We start from the raw sequence: 16,435 nt of genomic DNA on the forward strand, positions 1-16,435 counted from the left end.
CACGGTCCGCTCGCCGAGCAAAGGTGGCCTGAGCGATTACTGTTTTGTCGCCAACACGAACCTGTGCACCAGCCCACCAAACACGCCACCGAGCAAAGGCACCACCCAGAACACCCACAACTGGGCTATCGCCCAATCGCCTTGAAACAGTGCCACGCCCGTACTGCGCGCCGGGTTAACCGATGTATTGCTCACCGGAATGCTGATCAGGTGAATCAAGACCAGGGCAAACCCGATGGCCAGCGGCGCAAAACCGGCCGGCGCCTTCTTATCGGTAACACCCAGGATAATCAGCAGGAAAAACGCCGTGAGTACAAACTCGGTGACCACCACTGACAGAAACGAGAAGCCACCTGGAGAGTGCTCACCATAACCATTGGTGGCAAACCCCGCCGACACATCAAACCCGGCCTTGCCGCTGGCGATCAGGTACAACACCCCGGCAGCTGCAATCGCGCCCAAGACCTGAGTGAGGATGTAGGGCGCCACGTCCTTGCCGTCAATCCGCCCGGCGGCGAGCAAACCCAGGGTGACCGCGGGATTGAAATGCCCGCCGGAAATATGGCCGACGGCGTAGGCCATGGTTAATACGGTTAAGCCAAATGCCAAGGCCACGCCGACAAAGCCGATGCCCAGCTCAGGGAAGGCGGCAGCCAGAACGGCACTGCCGCAACCGCCCAGTACCAGCCAGAATGTGCCGAAGAACTCGGCGGCTAGACGTTTTGTCATCAGGTAACTCCTTGAAGTTAGGTCAAAGAGTGGGAGCGTAACAACGGGGTACCTGCGTTGGATGTGGGAAATTTCCTTGGTGTGTGGTGATTATGAAAAATGGCGACGGATGCTGGGAAGGGCATTTATTCCCTGAAAAAGCCCAACCGTCACCGATTGGGCTAATTCATTGAATAATATGGTCGGGACGGAGTGACTCGAACACCCGCCCCCTGGCGCCCCATGCAAGCGGACACCTCTGCTGGTCTCGGTCGTCGACTGGGCGATTTCAACGGAAAAGGCCGCGCTGAGAACAGAGTTGATGCCGATCTGCACGCCCATCCGTATGAACCCGGAGCCGAAAGCAGCCCCGCCCGGTAAAGGCTATGGATTACCTACCAGTCGGGTTGCCTTGAGGCGAAACAATAGCCCGGCGCTGGGCCGGGCTATCGTCATTGCTACCTGCTAAGCCAGCAGGTCTGCGTCCCGCTCCCGCCACAGAGCTTCCAGCTTCGTCAGCCCCATCCCGGTAATCAGCGTCGAGCATGTTGGGATCATGGTTCACCCCGCGCTCAGCCAACCAATGCCGCGCGCCGTTGGTCGACTTTTTCAACCACGCCGCAGCCAAGGGCCTGTGCCCGGACAACCCAGCGGCCAGCTCCATCAAACGAGTCGAGAAGAAGCAGCGCAAGCGGCACACCGCTGAGGGCCTGAAGGCTAGCAGGGAAAAGTCGCCTGCCTGGCTACAGAACGCCATCGGCCTGGCGCTTATCATCGCTCAGCGGCGGACCGACATCCTAGACATGCGTTTCGAGGGGCAGAAGATCTGCGGGTCATGCGAGCGAGGGCATGACCAAAAACTACCAGCGAGACCATGATGAAATCATCTGATCCGAGGCAGTTCCGGACCTGAATATCAGTGAAATCACCAGGTAGTTTTTCGCGGGTTTTGCGCAGGCACAAAAAAGCCGATCTAGCTGATCGGCTTAAGTGTCTGATTTTACTCAGGAATAATGGTCGGGACGGAGTGATTCGAACACTCGACCCCTAGCACCCCATGCACGCAGTACCTCTGTAAGACCTTGTTAAGTAGCTGTTTTTATTGGCGCTCGCTGCAATCGACTGCCCACAAGAGCTTACAAGTGCGTGAGAGTGTCACGCAAAAGTCACGCACCCTTCCCGGCGTCCTGCCGACGAACACCACTCCCCAAACCTGCACCACCTCAGATACTGTACGCACATACAGTATTTGAGATTCACGCTATGAACGTTGAAATGGACACCGATGATTGGCTCGGTTGCCCCACTCCACTTGAGATGTACCAGCACCAATGCTCAATCCTCGTAGATGAGCTGGCGGAGACCGAGCGCATGCTTCGTCGAGCACGGGCGAATATCGCCGGCCTGGTGCAGATGAATGATTTGCTGATGACGGGAAAGGCCGAGACAGAAGCAAAGCTCGCTGAGGCGCTTGAAAAAATAGGCATGCTGGAACAGCAATACTCGTTTGCCTCAGTGCAAAGCGTGAAGATCATCGCCGGGCAGCGCGACCATCTGCTCAGGGAGAATCAGCGCCTGCTGCTCGAGCTTAGCGTTTACAAGCAGCCATTAGCCTAGCTCGTCGGCATAGGCCGCAACTGCCTCCTCAGTCAGCTCACGCCACTCACCTTCGTTGATCAGCCCCTGTTGCTTGAGGTCGTCAGCCAGGGCCAGTCGCGTTTCGTAGCGCTCCTCCGGTGTGGCCGATATGAAGGTTGGATCGTTACGCAGCGCAAACCACGCCTCCATTGCGTTCACCTGATCAATGTTGATCGCCATGACGAATACCTCGGGCCAGTGTCTACAGTGTAGAGATTGGCCGGGGACCGGCTGTTCATCGGCGCCGACGAGCGGAGATGCTTATGTGCGGGAGACTTTCGCAGTACCGGGGAATCCACGACTTCGTTGCAGCGCTGAGCATGCCCAATGCTCTGGCGAACTCAGTGGGCGATCAGCCGATTGAGCGGTACAACGTCGCACCGACAACCGCGGTTGCGCTGCTGCACCTGCAGGGCGACTTGCTCCACGCCGATCCAGTCCGCTGGGGATGGCGGCCGCATTGGGCGAAAGACCGGGCGGCGCCGATAAATGCCCGAGTGGAGAAGGTAGCCCATGGCCCGTTCTTCCGGGCAATCTGGCCTCACCGAGCAATCACGCCTATCGACAACTGGTTTGAGTGGGTAGATGAAGGCGGTGCCAAGAAGCAGCCCTACCTCATCCGCCGAAGGGATGGTGCACCGATACTCTGCGCTGCCATTGGCCAGCTACCTGACGCTGATGAAGGCCCAGGCGAGCATGATGGCTTCGTGATCATCACAGCCGACAGCGCCGGCGGCATGGTGGACATTCACGACCGTCGGCCCGTGGTGCTCACGCCGGACCTCGCTCGGGAGTGGCTGGCCCCTGAAACACTACAGCAACGCGCTGAGCTAATCATGCTGCATTATAGCGAACCAACCGCTATCTTTGAGTGGTTCAAGGTTAGTAAGGCCGTGGGTAATACTCGGAATGAAGGTGCTGAGCTGATTCTTCTCTGTGACAATTGACGAAACACCAATAAGCCGAACATTCAGAGGATATGGAAATGCTACTAGCCAAGAGCTGCCATAGAAAAGACCATATAGCTTCGCGCAAAACATTGAGACTCGGAACTCTTGCGGAATACAGGGAAACTGAAATCCAGCAGATTGCTGATCGACATGAAGGCACCTTAACATTTGACATTAAATTCAAAGGACTGGTCAACATAGAACCTAGGTGGTTTAACACATTATTTGCCGGAGCAATACATATCGGCAGTCATGACAACGAGCCGGTGTACAGTCTACCAGGGCGCTCCACAGTCCAGGTAGACCATATAGAATACGTTGGCCCAAGTATGGATTTACTCACCGTTAAAGACTCATCCGCGACGATTACCCGCGAGGCTACAGATAGTTTTATATTTTGCATGTCAAGCATTCGACGCACACATGAATGCATTGGTATGTTTGCTGATTACGATGCTTATTGGTATGTAAAATCATTGCATGCACACTCATTTGGTAAGGCGCTGGGTCGCATATTAAGATCAACAATAAAAGAGCGGCACGCATCATGCAACTATTTAGTTCCGAAAGACACATGCATGAAAACTTTAAACGTATTCCTTGAAGTGGATAGTGTCATCTATACGGGTCGAAACATTGAAATATCAAATAACAGCATAATACCGCTCAGAGAATATATGAGGAGAATGGAGACAATGACCTATTTAAAGCCCGTTGAGTTTCAGCACGAGAAGGAGATGCGCTTTAGATATATCATTGTCTCAGAAGGAAAAATTATCTCTCCGATAGTGAAGTCCGTCATACTTGATGCAGAAACACTATTGCCATACGTATTCTACTTTAACGAATAAAATTTAATTAACCGAAGATTTCGTGATTGTTCTGACATAGGCTTGACACGCCCGCAGCGCCATCACGGCGTTATCCCCGTCATCGGTGATGGCGACAATTCGTTGCGCATGCGCTGGGTCAAGTTGGGCTCGACGGGCTGCATGAACCACGCCGGCGGCGCTGGGGGTGGCAGGCACGTTGCAGCTACTGGCTGGATCCTCGGCAAGGAGGACTGACAGCCGGACATCAGCAGTAGCAAGCTGGTCAAGCAGGCGAGCCTGGTTGCGCTGGGCATCGGATAATTCCTTGGTGTGTTGTTGGTCCTGGAGCGCGAGCTGTTGCTCGGTAGCCAGGCGCTTATCCAGCTCGACCGACTGCTGAAGCCAGGCCTCGCCAGTGATTGCATCCAGTTCCTTCTGGTGATGGGCGCCCTGCTCCGCAATACGCTCGGCCATCTTCTTGCCCAGGCGCCAGTCCTGAACCAGCCACGCCCCGCCAAAGCCGATGGCCAGCGCCAGCAGGATCGCCAGCCCCAGGCCGATCAGCTTCTGTACAGGAGTCATCACGGCACATCCTTGAAGAACACATGGTGACCCAGGCGCAGGGTCTGCGTGGCCTTCGCCGCCCAGGCCGGGGCCTTGGGCATCGTGGTCGCGTAGTAATGCGTGGCGCCGCCGGTAGGGTCTGGCACTGCGCCCGACATAACCTGGTCAGCAGCACGCTGAGCCTGGGCAAACTGCGCGGCCGGGATCTGCTTGGCACCGCTCAGGTAGGCGTAGTTCGGGTCGTTCTGGTTCCAGCAGCTGAACTGCCAGGGCTTCAAGCACACACCTGCGTAGCCCTCCCCCCACCAGGACTTGGCCTTGCCGTCGAACACACGGTTGCGGATGGTCCACGCCACGGCGATCTGGCCATCCAGCCCTTCGCCGCGAGCCTCGCCCCACAGCGTGCGCGCCAGGATGTCCCGGTCTTTCTCGGTTGCGTTCATGCTTTTCTCCAGGCGAAAAAAAACCGCTCAAGGCGGCATCGAGGTTCGGTCGTACGTCTATTCCGGCAGGACGGGCCAATCAATAGCATTCGGGTAGCCGGACTGCTCAGGAACTCGACTCAGGGCAACCCGGTATTTTTTCCAGGCTTTGAGCGATGCGATGTCCGCTTCGGTGGCTTCCTCCACGTCAACCGCGTCTTGAAGAGGCGCAACAGCGTAATCCGCGACTGCTCGTAGACGCTGGATCTCGGCTTGCGCGGTATCCAGGGGATTGCTCGCGATCGGTGGCGTCGGCGGGATATCCTCGTGCGGCAACTCTGGTACCAGAATGTGCAGCGTGACCATTGTTTTAAGGTCGTAGGGCTCACCATTCATAGTGACAGTAACGGTCAAAAGCCCACCGCTGAAAACGATATCCACCTGCGCGGAATTTTCGGACGGGTGCAACGAGTATCCCCACCCCTGATCCACTGGCGGGAATGGGACCATTCCCTGGGTACCAGTGACGCAGTACACACCCACACCTGATCGGTAGCTCTCGACATCCTTACCGCCGAGCGAGGTGATATCAAATAGCGCACCTGTCTGGCCTTCGATATTAATTGCTGCTCTTGCCATGGTCATATCGCCTTCAGGGTGCCGTCTTGGGCACGGGTGGTATTGCCAGTGTGGTAGATTTTCAAGACTTGCGCGGTACCGGCCTTGCCAGAACGGAACTTCAAGTCGTCGCCGGGCACTTGGCCGAAGAACAGCTGGCAAATTCGGTTGTCTGACGCGTCGTAACTCAGAGTCAGCATTCCTCCGTACTGGTAGCCCAGGTCACTCGCGCCGGCCGTTGACGGCTGGATCAACTTGAAACCAGTCTTATAATCGTTAATCGTTGTTGCGTTTTCCGAGGTTGTGCCAAGCCAGCCACCAGCGCCAACCAGCATTACATTGCCGGGATTAACACCCGCGTCGAGATTTGATGCTGACTTGAGCTGCGCATTCCGAGAATAAAGCTCTGCGGTCATTGCATTAATTTTTACCGCACCACTGCGAGTTGTATCACCGCCGGCACCCGTCGGGGCTACGCCTATGTTTATTTCTTGCCTTGGCATTTAAGCCTCCTGGATTATTTACACATTAAAACTCGAGAACTTTATAAAAAGCTGGCTCACGTGATCGGCTTAGCAAAAGTAACTGAGATATATAAATATATGGAGTTTGCTACCCCCTCAACAAAAGGCACGATTCTATTATTCTGATAATCCCAAGTACAATAAAGCTTGCAGAATCGGGTAGATGCCCCCCCAACATCCATGCCTATGTTGTTAACCAGCATGTAATCGCCAGTATTCAATGGCGATGTGGCAGTCCAGCTCGACTTAGTTGTCCCCTGTCCAGTGGATGAAGATCCAAGGTAGGTCCAATCGGTTATCGTCCTGGTGAATTGGGCGCAGGGAGTACCGCTATCAATTAACAGATTGGCAGATGGCCCCCACACCCTGAACCCATATGACGCGACCGCTCGGGCTTGAAAAGCGGCCACGAAAAAGCTTCCAGCACCGTCTACGAGAAAAGAAAATCCTGTCCAGTTGCCAGGTGTTCCAAGAATAGTTACGTAGCTGAATGTGCTTGTAGCATCCGGACGAACGAAAACTAAAGGGGGCTCCTGAGTAGTGATAGCAGGAGAAAACGTAGCCCCGCCTGAGTATCTACCCTTTTGTAAAATGGAAAGCCTCGAATATTCAGAATCCAATGTAACTACATCAGCCCCATTTTTGAACTCCATGCCGTATGCCATTCACCTGTACCTCATAACCAACAATCTTTGAGTTCCTAACGCCATAGTCGCAGTAGGGTGGGACCGATTGGCAAACCAGACATAAACACCGCCTGAAACGACCTGGGTATCAAATTGAACCGCATAGGAGTCCTGGGCGTTAGGGTCTTTTGGATATGCGCCTGCTGGAATACATATAGCCGAGTGGGTGCTCGGCTCTACTCCAGGCAACGCTATAAACGTGTTCCTTGGTCCTGAGTTATTAGGAGGCGATCTTGTGATTAGTGACGAGTGTATGATCCTCACTGTAAACGAGGTTTCATCAAGCTCTAATGCACCAGTCGCCCCCCATACCCTTATCCCGTAGCTCATGCTGATAAATCCCCCCACTGGAATCGTTTGACGTTGTTTTCATCAAACACTTTCCCGCCGCGATTATTGATAACTTGCCGGGCGTCACCTCCGAATGCACCGTTGATCTCAAAAGTCCCGTCGAAGAACAGCTTCCAGCCTGTCTTGCCTGGGTCATAGTTGTTCGACTGGATGTAGTTACCGATCTTGGCGTTGGTGATCGTGCCGTCCTCAATGAACGCCGACTTGAGAAACGCCTGCCCACCCTTCACGGCGAAAGGAACTGAGCCGGCCTGCTCAATAGCGAATAAATCGGCGCTAATGATGAACTGGCTCTGAAGGCCGCCTGGGCCATTCTCAAGCCCGAGACCGATGCCGGCATACTTGTAGGTACCGGTGGAGGATTCGTACTGCAAACGCACCGACCAGTTCAGTGTCACCTTGCCGTCCACGGCCTGGATCGCGGTAGCGTTTGTCTGGATGGCGGCAGTGTTGCCGTTGACCGTGTTCTTAACCGTTTCGATGCTGGACGACAGCGCGCCATAGCCATTGATACGGGCGGTTTGCTCGGCTGCGACGGCGGCGGCGTTGTTGGCCACCTTCACTTCCACTGTGTCGGTTCGCTGTCCCTGCACCAGGTCACCCTCGATCAGGGCTGACTGAACAGACCAGACACCAACATAGCTTTCGTCCGAGCCGATCAGCGCCGTGTCATCACCCTGAAGCGGTGGATTGACCTGCAAGTAGATGCCGTCAACCCGCTGCGCCGTGGTGGTGACCTTGCCGTCGAGCGTGGTTACCGTGGCCTTAAGGGTGCTTAACCCGCTGGCCGTGGCGTTCACGCCGGTTACCGGATCGTTGACCGTGACCTTCACCGCATTGAGCTGTTGCGCCTGGGCGGTGATGTCCTGGCCGTGCTGATTTATCGTCGCCGAGTTCTGCTGAACCTGCGTTACCAGGGCATTCACCGTCTGCGTTACCGTGCCGATGTCGGTCCAGTAGGTAGCGTTCGGTGGTGGGTTGTTCGCCGGTACCGGACCATTTGCCTGATACAGGTGCTGCCCCATGCGAACGATATCGTTAAGCGCGTATGCCTTCGCAGCGTCGTACTCCAGCGCGTCGACGATCTGGTCAATCAGCCCTTCAAGCTCATCCTTGGCCGCTTCGATGCGCCCATTGACCGAGCCAGGGCCATTGCCGTCGATAAGGTTGATGCGTTCGTTGAGCAGCTGCCCCAGGGACGTCTCGTCGATTTGCCCTTTGATCTGCTCAAGGATCGGCCCAGCATCCGAGCTGGCCTGGCCCATCACCCCATTCACTACTGGATAGAACGGACCGATGTTGCCGGTACGGTCCACCAGGCGCGCCCAGAAGAACAGCGTTGCGCCAGCCAGCAAGGACTGCATCCGGTAGTCAGCCTGCGGGTATGCCAGATCTGCCAGCTTGGTCGCGGCATCCAGGTTATTCGCCGGGCCATACCAAACCTCGGTCCGCTGGGTATCCTCGGCGCCAGCAGGGAAACCCCACTTGATGCTGATCCCGAACAGTTCGCTGGTGGTGGTCAGGAACGACACCGCTGGCGGCAGGCCGGTCTTGCCTTCCAGGTTGGTCAGGCTGGAGTTTTTCCAGATCGACGAGATTTCGAAGGCGCTCACTGCGCGAACCCGAGCCAGGTAGGCGCCCGAGTAAATACCGGTGACGTCCACGCTCGTCGAGCCTGTGCGCTGCACCTTGATCCAGTTGCCGCTGTCCTTGCGCCACTCCACGTCGTAGGCAACGGCGCCAGCAACAGCTGGCCACGAAATGTTCATGGTGCTGATGGCCAGGCCCTGGTCGATGGAAATGTTCGATGTGATCGTGACGCTCGCCGGTGCCGGAACCACAGTGATCGGAATCACGCTGATTGGGCGTTCTTCCAGGCGTGCGCCGGTATCAATGCTGGGGAACTTGCTTGGCTCGTACTGCAAAGCGCTGATGTCGTAATCACCCTCTGGCGTCCGGGCAGTCCTCATAACCCTATATAGAGGGATTGCCAGGTCGTCAGCGTCGATCGCCCACTGGAGCTGTGCAGCAGGCGCCTCGCTGTAGTCCACGGTCACGGTTACATTGCGACCGCTCACGCTTTCCACGGTGCGCCCTTCTGCCCGCCCGCCCGGAAGGTTGATCACTAGCCGGTCGCCTGCCTTGGCAAGCGTGTCGCGGTCCAATGTGATGACCTTCCCGGCCGCCGCTGCAATGCGCCCGCCGATCTCCCGGCCCGCCAGCAGCGAGTCGGCGACGGGGATGATGAAGCCGGGCAGCGGGATACGGCCTTCCATGCCGGTCCTGAAGCTGATTGTACGGTCCTGGTTGTTGCTCAGGACTAGCCATTTTGCCCGGCGCTGGGCTTCAGATGCCCGGGTGCAACCGATGGCACTGATCTCAGTCGGCTTGTCGCCCAGGCGGCGCTGTAGCGGCAGGTCTGAATAGACCGTGACGTCGGTGTCGTAGTTGTTCAGCGGGTTGTCATAGCTGACCAGGCAGCGAGTGAAGCGGGTCTTCGCCGATGCGCTGCCGTAGGAGATTTTCCCGTCGATGACGTTGGACCGGGTGAAGACGTAGTCGATGTCTTGCGCCCGAGGCATATCAGCCTGCATGACCAGTTGGCCCTGGGCCCAGTACGTCATGCCGCGGTAGATGCCGGCGATGTCCCGGAGCAGTGACCAGGCATCTGCCTTGCCCTGCAGGTTCATATCGCACAGGAAGCGCGGCTCAACGCCATCAGCACCATTGGGCACCATCTGGTCGCAGTACTGCGCGATGCGGTACAGCTCCCACTTGTCCACCATCCACGGCTTAATGCGGCGGCCCAGGCCGAAACGGTCCTGGGTGCAGATCCCGTAGGTGATCCAGGCCGGGTTGTTGGTCCAGGCCTCCTTCATGGTGCCGTCCCATGCGCCGGTGTAGCTGCGGGACACAGGGTCATAGTTGCTCGGCACCTGCCAGCGGCGGGCCTTGCACTTCACGGTGACGGCCGGGATGTTGGTGAACTGCTCGGCGTCGAACTCTACGAATAGCAGCGCGGTGTTTGGGTAGCGCAGCTTTGCGTCGATCACCTGGGTGTAGCCGGCGATGAAGAGGCTGTCCGCGACTTTGTCGGTGTTCTGCGAGTTTGGCGTGAGGCGGCGAACGCGGATCAGCCAGCCGCTGGTAGCCGGTGGCAGGTCTATTCGCAGAGACCGCTCGTAGCGGGTGGTGGTCTTTCCGTCCATAGCGCCCACCAGAACCTGCTGATATGCCCCGCCGTCGGTTGCCACATCGACCGCATATTCAATACGGTAGCCGTTGATATTGCCTTCAGCGTCCTGGCTCGCGAGGCGCGGCGTGGCCAGGCGGATACGCGCGGCCGAGAGCTGAAGGTTGGTCAGCGACTGAACCCAAGGCGTGCCGCTGCGCAGCTCGATGTTCAGTGAGGTCTCATTGTCGACAGACGGAATACCCGGAATGTAGCTCTGCTCGACGGAACCCGGCCGCCAGTCCCACTTCACGTTGGTGAAGTTGAAATTGCCGCTGGCATCCTGAATCGGCGTGTTGTCGAGGAAGATGTCGCGCGCAGTCGGCGTACCGTCGAACTCGCCCTCTCCCACGGCAATCAGAATCTTTGCCACGTTGGTGGACCGCAGGCTGTCGGGCGCCTCTACAGGGGCCTTTGGCTTGCTCTCGCCACCTTTGGCACCGTGAATATCCAGCTTCTGTGCTGCGCCCATGCTTTCCTCCAGGCAATAAAAAACCGCCTCTTGGGCGGCCTGCTCGATGCGTCGTGGCTATGTCTTGTCTTCGGCGTAGACCGATGCCGAGATGATCGCCCCGCCCCACCGGCGCTCGCCGATGCAGATAGGGACGGGGTTACCGCTGGCCGTGGTGTTCTTGGCGCTGCCGAATGCGTAGCTGGGCATGTTTTCAGGCGAAGCGCTCTGTTTGAGGCCTGCCGCCTGGGGACTAAGCATCTGAATCACACCGCCGGCGAGTAACGCGATGCCGGTACTGAGGGTCGCGCCTCCGGTAAAATAAGACGCTGCGATCAGTACAACACCGATGATTGTTTGGAGTAGGCCGGCGCGCTTTGCGCCTTCTACCACCGGCACAATCCGAACTTCCTTGGTGCCACCCATGCCGAATTGATCCTGCCCGGCGTTCTTCCGGTTGCGGAAGATGGCGAAGCGCAGGCCGAGCCGGTCAAGTCGCCGAATCTCTGCTTCGAACCCGTCAATGGTGGCCTTCAGCGCCCTGAACACCTCCCACGTGTCGCCCGAGCCAACCTGGCGGCGGTGCAGCCTGCCGAACTTCTGGGCCAGCGAGCCGGACAACTTGATAGTGGTCATCGGCGAATAAACGATGGCGCTCATCTAGCCTCCTTGTGTCGAAGAATTAAGCGGGTGCGCTGGAGCCACGGGCCACCGTAGATGAACACCTCGGACGGCCGTCCATACATGTGGTGCAGGACAAACGGGCCAGGTCCGAAAATGCCGGCTTCTTCGCCAGGCAGCGTCGGGTCAGTCCCCAGGTAGATCCCTGCGTGGTTTGGGTGGGCCGTGCGACCGACCTCCATCACGATCATATCGCCGCGCTGCGGGCTGTCGACTTGCTCGAATCCGGCTGCGGCGTAATTCGCCTCGTACAAGCTGGCGCTGTCTTCACTCTCCCACCAGCCATCAGCGCGCTGGAAGGCCTCGAACTCAAGGCCCCACTCGCGCTGGTACCAATCAGCGCAGACCTGCCAGCAGTCCCAGGCGCCATGTACGAACGGGCGCTTGAGCAGCGGCGTGCTGCCGGTCGGCGTGATCGTGCGCAGGTCGCCCTCGGGCCAGGACAGAATGTGCCAAGGCAAGGCCGTGGCCTCGCACATCGCCAGGTCGCGGGATGACGGGCGGCTGGTGGCGTCCGGGTGAGAATGGACGATTCCTATCACCTGGCCCTGGTCTTCCGCCGCGGCGTAGTCCTCTGGATCAAGCCGAAACTCTTCGTTCGGCTCCGTGGCGATGTTCCGGCACGGGAAGTACTTCTGGGCCCGGCCCACGACCAACAAAAGCCCACAACACTCCTTCGGATATTCGGCCGCCGCATGAGCCTGGATGGCCGCAATGATGTGTTTGCGCATTATTCAGCTCCGGGCAATGAGTGACACTGCGGGAAATCCCCCGAACGGGTAGGGGTTGCCCTCGCCAAAACGCGGGATGCAGCCCTTGCCCAGGGTGGCGTCGCATACGTCCAATTCAGGATCATCGGTAACCACACCATCCTTCGTTACGTAGGGCCCGGTGTATCCGCAATTGGGTCCTCTGTACCCCCCCGTGAGGCACCAGTGGCACAGAGTGGTCATCTGCCGGCCGATGGTTTCGCCGCCGACGTCGCCCGGGCTGGCCAAGTCCCAGCTGACTGTTTCGCCGTCCTCGTTGGTCTTCTGGTCGACATACCACACCTCGATCGATTCCTGTGTGGGATCGGCCGTGGCGTTGCCGCCTTCGAAGTTCACGGCGTCGAGAAACTCGGCCAGCGTATTGCGAATGGTCAGCTTGAACTCGAGCAGATCCTCGAAGGCCAGGCAGAGGGCGGTGATTCGCCCGTTGACGTTGCCGACCGACAGCTTGGGCCGTACCGCGGTGCCGTCGCCATTCGCCTCGCTGCCCTCGTACTGCATGGGCCAGGCGCCATACTCTTCACCCTTCCACCAGATCGACTTGGCCGGCAGCTGGTCAGCGTTGCCGCCGGCGGCAATCAGTTCTGCAGGTGTGTGCGGTATAGCGTGGCCATGAAAGCGCAGAACATCGGCGCCGTAATCGCTGCCGTCCAGTTCGAACAGAATGACTTCGTTGCCAGGCTCAAGAGTCTGGATAGCGTTGATCAGCGACATGGATTGACCTTTACGGGTGGAAGGCGCGCTCGAACGTCGCCGTCACTTTGAATACGCCCCCGCCCATGGGCGTAGGGGTTGGGTTCTTGCAGGTGAACAGGCCAAGCTGGCCCAGTGGCGTGGTCCACAAGAAGGCCTTGGCGCCCTTATGGCGGTCGAAGAACGCCATCATGGCCAAGGCCGTGGCCGTGTTGCCCGTGTGGGTGATCGGGTAGGCATCGACTTTATTGTTGATCCCGTCACCGACCTCTTGCTTGTAGCCGTCCCCGAACTGTGAGGTGCGCACCCGATACGTGATATCGGGCGCCTCCCCGTTCTGGGTGGGCCAGGTGAATGTTTCAATCGCCATGGTTACCTCCCGTTGATAGCTCGCCAGATAGCCCCACCAGGCTGAACACCGCGTGCGATGGCAGCCTCGGCTTCGGTCTTGGTGACCTGCTGGATATTCCTTCCGGCCTGCGAGGTGTCTTCCTGAGTCGCATTGCCTCCGTCACCTCCTGTTTGCACGGAAACCGACACGGGGAAGTTGTAGGTGTTTCCGCCGCCACCGGCACCAGAGGCCGCCGCAATAGATCCACCACCCGTCATCAAAGGCGTGACGCTGCCACCCTGAGCACCCGTCATGAGGTACGACCGGCCACCCTGATTGAACAGCTCGGGCCCCTTTTCGTTTACCTCATAGAGCGTGTTCGGATCGACAGGCCCACCTGACGCCCTGCCCTCTACCAGAGCGCTGCCGATGCTGGAGCCGAAACTGCCAGCACCCGCACCCGCCGCCGCACCGCCACCGAAGTACGCGCCAAGCGCGCTACCAGCAAGGCTCGAAAGCAATCCGGAGGCCGCCTGCCGAGTTGCGATACGCGCCATGTCGGCGATGATCGACTTGGCGAAGTCAGAGAACGAGAACTTGCCATTGGTCGCGAAGCTGGCCACCGCATCCTCCATAGAGCTGAAGGCGTTGGTGAACAGGCTGCGGGTTTGCCCGGCCACATCACGGGCCGAGTCAAGGTAGTTGCTGAACGCCGAAGTGGCTCCATTACGCCAATCGCTCTGGGCCACGGACATCTGCTCGTAATTGCTGAGCGTGGTCTGCGTCAGGTCGCGTTCGCTGCGATTGATCGCCTCAAGCTTGGCCTGGTATTCCTCGGCGCTCATATTGCGGGATGCGTCAGCCTTATCGCGGGCCAGGTCCAGGCGCTGCTGATTGGCTCGGTCCGAAATACCATTCAGGTCGCCGTTTATGGCGTTCTGACGGTCGCTCTGGCCGACACCTTGAGCCGCCCGGCTGCCGGCGCGCTGCAGTGCAGCGTTCTGCTGATCCAGCGCATCGGTGTACGACTTGATGGCCAGCTCCTGCTTCTTGAGCCTTCCCTGCTCATTGGTCGCAATTACCGAAAGCTCGCTATCCGATTCCTGCTGAGCCTTGACCATGTTCGCCCGGACGTCGGCGATCTTCTGATCCAACTGGATGCGCTGGGCAGCCGACGTGCCGGCCTTGCCCTTGGCACCCTCAAGCGCCGCGATCTCGGCCTCATACGAGGATTTGACCTCGGACGCCTGCTGCTGCAGCAATGCAACGCGCTGAGCCGTGTAACTCTCCTGGGAGATGATCCCGGCCTTCTGCGCGGCTTCCAGCTCCTTGTCGGCGCTCTTGTAGTAGCTGAGCACCGCATTGAGCTGGTTTTTCGAGTCGTTGAACGTTGTCAGGTCGACCGAGCCTGTCGCCCCCTTCGGGTCCTTGTACTTGTCGCGGATGTTTTTCAGGTCGCGATCAATGTTCTTCTGGCCGAGCAGTGGGCTGTTTGGATTCGCCTCGCGCAGAGCAGCGATCTTGCGCAGGTACGCTTCCTCTTCCTTGTCGCGCTTCTGCTTGTTGCTGTAGGACGCAACACGAATGCGCTCAAGCTCCTGCTCGGCCTCGATGCCCTTGTCCTGGATCTTCTGCCGGTCGCCAAGGTATTTGGTGCGCGTCTTCTCTGCTTCTATCTGGAGGTCAAGAAACGCCAAATCCTTGGTGTCTTTCGCAGTATCGCGCGTCTCGATCCCCATGGCAGCAGCGCGGCCGCCACGGCCCTGCCCAGTTTTCAGCCTTTGGCGTATTACTTCGGCTTGCTGCTCCAGGGTTTGAGTACGTCCGATCTCCTTCGTGGCGTCCAGAGCGCCTTTTGCTGCGTCCCTTACCGCATTCCAGCCGCGCTCTATGATTCCCAGGTTCTGCGTAATCTCTCCGGTGCGAGTTTCAATCGTACTGGCGTATGTATCCGTCAGTAATTTAGCCGCACCCACTGTGTCGCCCTGCTCTTTAAGGGCAACGATCTGCGAGTAAACCGACGCTGTTAGAAAGTGATATTGATCATTGAGTTCTTTTGCAGCGGCGACAGGATCTTTCGCAATTTTCGCGAACTCTGCGATCGTCTCATCAATAGCCCGACCTGTAGCCTTCTCCATCTGCAGGGCGGCTTCGGTGATCTGCCCGAAACTTTCGCTGGCGATCTTTCCGTTACCGGCGAGCTTGGCCAGCACCTCAGCTGCAGCGCCAGTCGTCCCCACTGTTGCGCTGACCTGCCGCGCCATATCGCTGAGCTGACTTGCACTCGTACCAGCCACATTGCCGCTGAGGATCAGCGCCTCATTGTAGGCGTCGGCCTCTTCACTACCCTTGTAATAGGCTAGCCCCAAAGCGGCAACCGCTGCAGCCGCCAGCGTAAATGGGTTTACCAGCCCTAGAACGTAACCGCCCAACGCCTTCGCCGCCGGCGCAATCCCGCCGAACATATCTTTCAGCTGGCCGCCCTGCTGTAACAGAACCGTCAGCGGAGCCTGTCCACCCTGGAGAGAGACGGCAATGTCAGTGAACTGAGCAGGAACGCCTCGCAGCGCTGCAGCTGTCTGCTTTGCCGTGTTTCCAGTGCGAGTAAGGCTGTCGTCGAATCTGCCCAGGTTAGCCCGCGACTGGTCGATCTTGCCCTGGTACTCGCTGAACGTTGAGGCATCCAGCGCGCCAAGCTTTTTTTGCTTGGCCAGTTTCGTTTCAAGGTCGTCGAGACGGCCCAGGGCCTTTACTGTTGGGTCAATCTCGCCCAGCAGGTCTGATAGCTCATCCTTCTGCTTCTTCATCGAAGCAGTCGCCTTGTCAGCGCCGCGCGCTACGCCATCAGCCGCTTTCTCTGCCCTTGCACCTGCCGCCGTGAGCTTGTCGAGCTCAGAACTCGCCTGCGCAGCATCCGTCGAATCGACCTTAATGCCGAGTTCTGCAATCGACGTCATACTTTTCTCCGGGCGTAAAAAAACCCGCTTAGTAGCGGGCTATTGGG

The 16,435-nt window shown here is 58.1% G+C and carries 15 protein-coding genes and 1 pseudogene; 4 read left to right on the forward strand and 12 right to left on the reverse strand.

Annotated features, from left to right (window positions below; genetic code table 11):
- Positions 1 to 36: 36 nt before the first annotated feature.
- Positions 37 to 729 carry an aquaporin Z gene (gene aqpZ, locus MHH62_RS13850; RefSeq protein ID WP_073844912.1) on the reverse strand — a complete coding sequence of 231 codons (693 nt, stop codon included), beginning with the start codon at positions 727 to 729 and terminating at the stop codon, positions 37 to 39.
- A gap of 542 nt (positions 730 to 1,271) precedes the next feature.
- Here aqpZ and MHH62_RS13855 point away from each other — a divergent pair.
- Together MHH62_RS13855 and MHH62_RS13860 are read left to right on the forward strand one after the other, a co-directional pair.
- Positions 1,272 to 1,599 (forward strand): annotated as a pseudogene (locus MHH62_RS13855) (integrase); the annotation flags it as partial.
- A 372-nt stretch (positions 1,600 to 1,971) separates the two neighbouring features.
- Positions 1,972 to 2,325 (forward strand): hypothetical protein, encoded by a 354-nt coding sequence (locus MHH62_RS13860; RefSeq protein ID WP_339231040.1) that lies wholly within the window; start codon positions 1,972 to 1,974, stop codon positions 2,323 to 2,325.
- On the opposite strand, the gene MHH62_RS13865 is transcribed toward MHH62_RS13860, so the two are convergent.
- Positions 2,317 to 2,526 carry a hypothetical protein gene (locus MHH62_RS13865; RefSeq protein WP_038449292.1) on the reverse strand — a complete coding sequence of 70 codons (210 nt, stop codon included), beginning with the start codon at positions 2,524 to 2,526 and terminating at the stop codon, positions 2,317 to 2,319. The genes MHH62_RS13860 and MHH62_RS13865 overlap by 9 nt on opposite strands.
- 83 nt (positions 2,527 to 2,609) lie before the next feature.
- On the opposite strand from MHH62_RS13865, the gene MHH62_RS13870 reads away from it, so the two are divergent.
- Complete coding sequence (locus tag MHH62_RS13870; RefSeq protein ID WP_339231043.1) at positions 2,610 to 3,293, forward strand: SOS response-associated peptidase family protein; 684 nt, start codon at positions 2,610 to 2,612, stop codon at positions 3,291 to 3,293.
- A 38-nt stretch (positions 3,294 to 3,331) separates the two neighbouring features.
- Positions 3,332 to 4,147 (forward strand): hypothetical protein, encoded by an 816-nt coding sequence (locus MHH62_RS13875; protein ID WP_339231045.1) that lies wholly within the window; start codon positions 3,332 to 3,334, stop codon positions 4,145 to 4,147.
- 3 nt (positions 4,148 to 4,150) lie between these two features.
- Here the strand turns inward: MHH62_RS13875 and MHH62_RS13880 are convergent, their stop codons facing one another.
- The 10 genes from MHH62_RS13880 to MHH62_RS13925 form a co-directional block, all read right to left on the reverse strand.
- The gene (locus MHH62_RS13880; protein ID WP_339231048.1) at positions 4,151 to 4,690 is read right to left on the reverse strand and encodes a lysis system i-spanin subunit Rz; all 540 of its coding nucleotides are present in this window, start codon (positions 4,688 to 4,690) and stop codon (positions 4,151 to 4,153) included.
- Positions 4,690 to 5,115 carry a cell wall hydrolase gene (locus MHH62_RS13885; RefSeq protein ID WP_138725928.1) on the reverse strand — a complete coding sequence of 142 codons (426 nt, stop codon included), beginning with the start codon at positions 5,113 to 5,115 and terminating at the stop codon, positions 4,690 to 4,692. Before MHH62_RS13885 ends, MHH62_RS13880 begins: the two co-directional genes overlap by 1 nt.
- Positions 5,116 to 5,172: 57 nt before the next feature.
- The gene (locus MHH62_RS13890; RefSeq protein ID WP_339231053.1) at positions 5,173 to 5,733 is read right to left on the reverse strand and encodes a tail fiber assembly protein; all 561 of its coding nucleotides are present in this window, start codon (positions 5,731 to 5,733) and stop codon (positions 5,173 to 5,175) included.
- 2 nt (positions 5,734 to 5,735) lie between these two features.
- The gene (locus MHH62_RS13895) at positions 5,736 to 6,215 is read right to left on the reverse strand and encodes a hypothetical protein (protein WP_339231056.1); all 480 of its coding nucleotides are present in this window, start codon (positions 6,213 to 6,215) and stop codon (positions 5,736 to 5,738) included.
- Positions 6,216 to 7,248: 1,033 nt separating this feature from the next.
- Positions 7,249 to 10,977, reverse strand: a complete 3,729-nt coding sequence (locus MHH62_RS13900; protein ID WP_339231059.1) for a phage tail protein — start codon at positions 10,975 to 10,977, stop codon at positions 7,249 to 7,251.
- A gap of 57 nt (positions 10,978 to 11,034) precedes the next feature.
- Positions 11,035 to 11,616, reverse strand: coding sequence for a tail assembly protein (locus MHH62_RS13905; protein WP_057712031.1), 582 nt, complete (start codon positions 11,614 to 11,616; stop codon positions 11,035 to 11,037).
- Positions 11,613 to 12,368 (reverse strand): C40 family peptidase, encoded by a 756-nt coding sequence (locus MHH62_RS13910; RefSeq protein WP_339231063.1) that lies wholly within the window; start codon positions 12,366 to 12,368, stop codon positions 11,613 to 11,615. The genes MHH62_RS13905 and MHH62_RS13910 overlap by 4 nt, the downstream gene beginning before the upstream one ends.
- A gap of 3 nt (positions 12,369 to 12,371) precedes the next feature.
- Positions 12,372 to 13,121, reverse strand: a complete 750-nt coding sequence (locus MHH62_RS13915; protein ID WP_339231066.1) for a phage minor tail protein L — start codon at positions 13,119 to 13,121, stop codon at positions 12,372 to 12,374.
- 10 nt (positions 13,122 to 13,131) lie between these two features.
- Entirely contained in the window at positions 13,132 to 13,470 is a 339-nt protein-coding gene (locus tag MHH62_RS13920) for a phage tail protein (protein ID WP_339231069.1), read from the reverse strand.
- A 2-nt stretch (positions 13,471 to 13,472) separates the two neighbouring features.
- The gene (locus tag MHH62_RS13925; protein WP_339231072.1) at positions 13,473 to 16,388 is read right to left on the reverse strand and encodes a phage tail tape measure protein; all 2,916 of its coding nucleotides are present in this window, start codon (positions 16,386 to 16,388) and stop codon (positions 13,473 to 13,475) included.
- Positions 16,389 to 16,435 lie beyond the last annotated feature (47 nt).

It is taken from the genome of Pseudomonas sp. FSL L8-0168, from assembly GCF_037976155.1.
GTDB lineage: Bacteria > Pseudomonadota > Gammaproteobacteria > Pseudomonadales > Pseudomonadaceae > Aquipseudomonas > Aquipseudomonas paracarnis.

Coding starts and splice junctions, on each gene's coding strand:
- MHH62_RS13905 (WP_057712031.1), bottom strand. CDS start 11,616: ATGAGCGCCATCGTTTATTCGCCGATGACCACTATCAAGTTGTCCGGC.
- MHH62_RS13870 (WP_339231043.1), top strand. CDS start 2,610: ATGTGCGGGAGACTTTCGCAGTACCGGGGAATCCACGACTTCGTTGCA.
- MHH62_RS13900 (WP_339231059.1), bottom strand. CDS start 10,977: ATGGGCGCAGCACAGAAGCTGGATATTCACGGTGCCAAAGGTGGCGAG.
- aqpZ (WP_073844912.1), bottom strand. CDS start 729: ATGACAAAACGTCTAGCCGCCGAGTTCTTCGGCACATTCTGGCTGGTA.
- MHH62_RS13910 (WP_339231063.1), bottom strand. CDS start 12,368: ATGCGCAAACACATCATTGCGGCCATCCAGGCTCATGCGGCGGCCGAA.
- MHH62_RS13890 (WP_339231053.1), bottom strand. CDS start 5,733: ATGGCAAGAGCAGCAATTAATATCGAAGGCCAGACAGGTGCGCTATTT.
- MHH62_RS13860 (WP_339231040.1), top strand. CDS start 1,972: ATGAACGTTGAAATGGACACCGATGATTGGCTCGGTTGCCCCACTCCA.
- MHH62_RS13865 (WP_038449292.1), bottom strand. CDS start 2,526: ATGGCGATCAACATTGATCAGGTGAACGCAATGGAGGCGTGGTTTGCG.
- MHH62_RS13885 (WP_138725928.1), bottom strand. CDS start 5,115: ATGAACGCAACCGAGAAAGACCGGGACATCCTGGCGCGCACGCTGTGG.
- MHH62_RS13915 (WP_339231066.1), bottom strand. CDS start 13,121: ATGTCGCTGATCAACGCTATCCAGACTCTTGAGCCTGGCAACGAAGTC.
- MHH62_RS13895 (WP_339231056.1), bottom strand. CDS start 6,215: ATGCCAAGGCAAGAAATAAACATAGGCGTAGCCCCGACGGGTGCCGGC.
- MHH62_RS13880 (WP_339231048.1), bottom strand. CDS start 4,690: ATGACTCCTGTACAGAAGCTGATCGGCCTGGGGCTGGCGATCCTGCTG.
- MHH62_RS13925 (WP_339231072.1), bottom strand. CDS start 16,388: ATGACGTCGATTGCAGAACTCGGCATTAAGGTCGATTCGACGGATGCT.
- MHH62_RS13920 (WP_339231069.1), bottom strand. CDS start 13,470: ATGGCGATTGAAACATTCACCTGGCCCACCCAGAACGGGGAGGCGCCC.
- MHH62_RS13875 (WP_339231045.1), top strand. CDS start 3,332: ATGCTACTAGCCAAGAGCTGCCATAGAAAAGACCATATAGCTTCGCGC.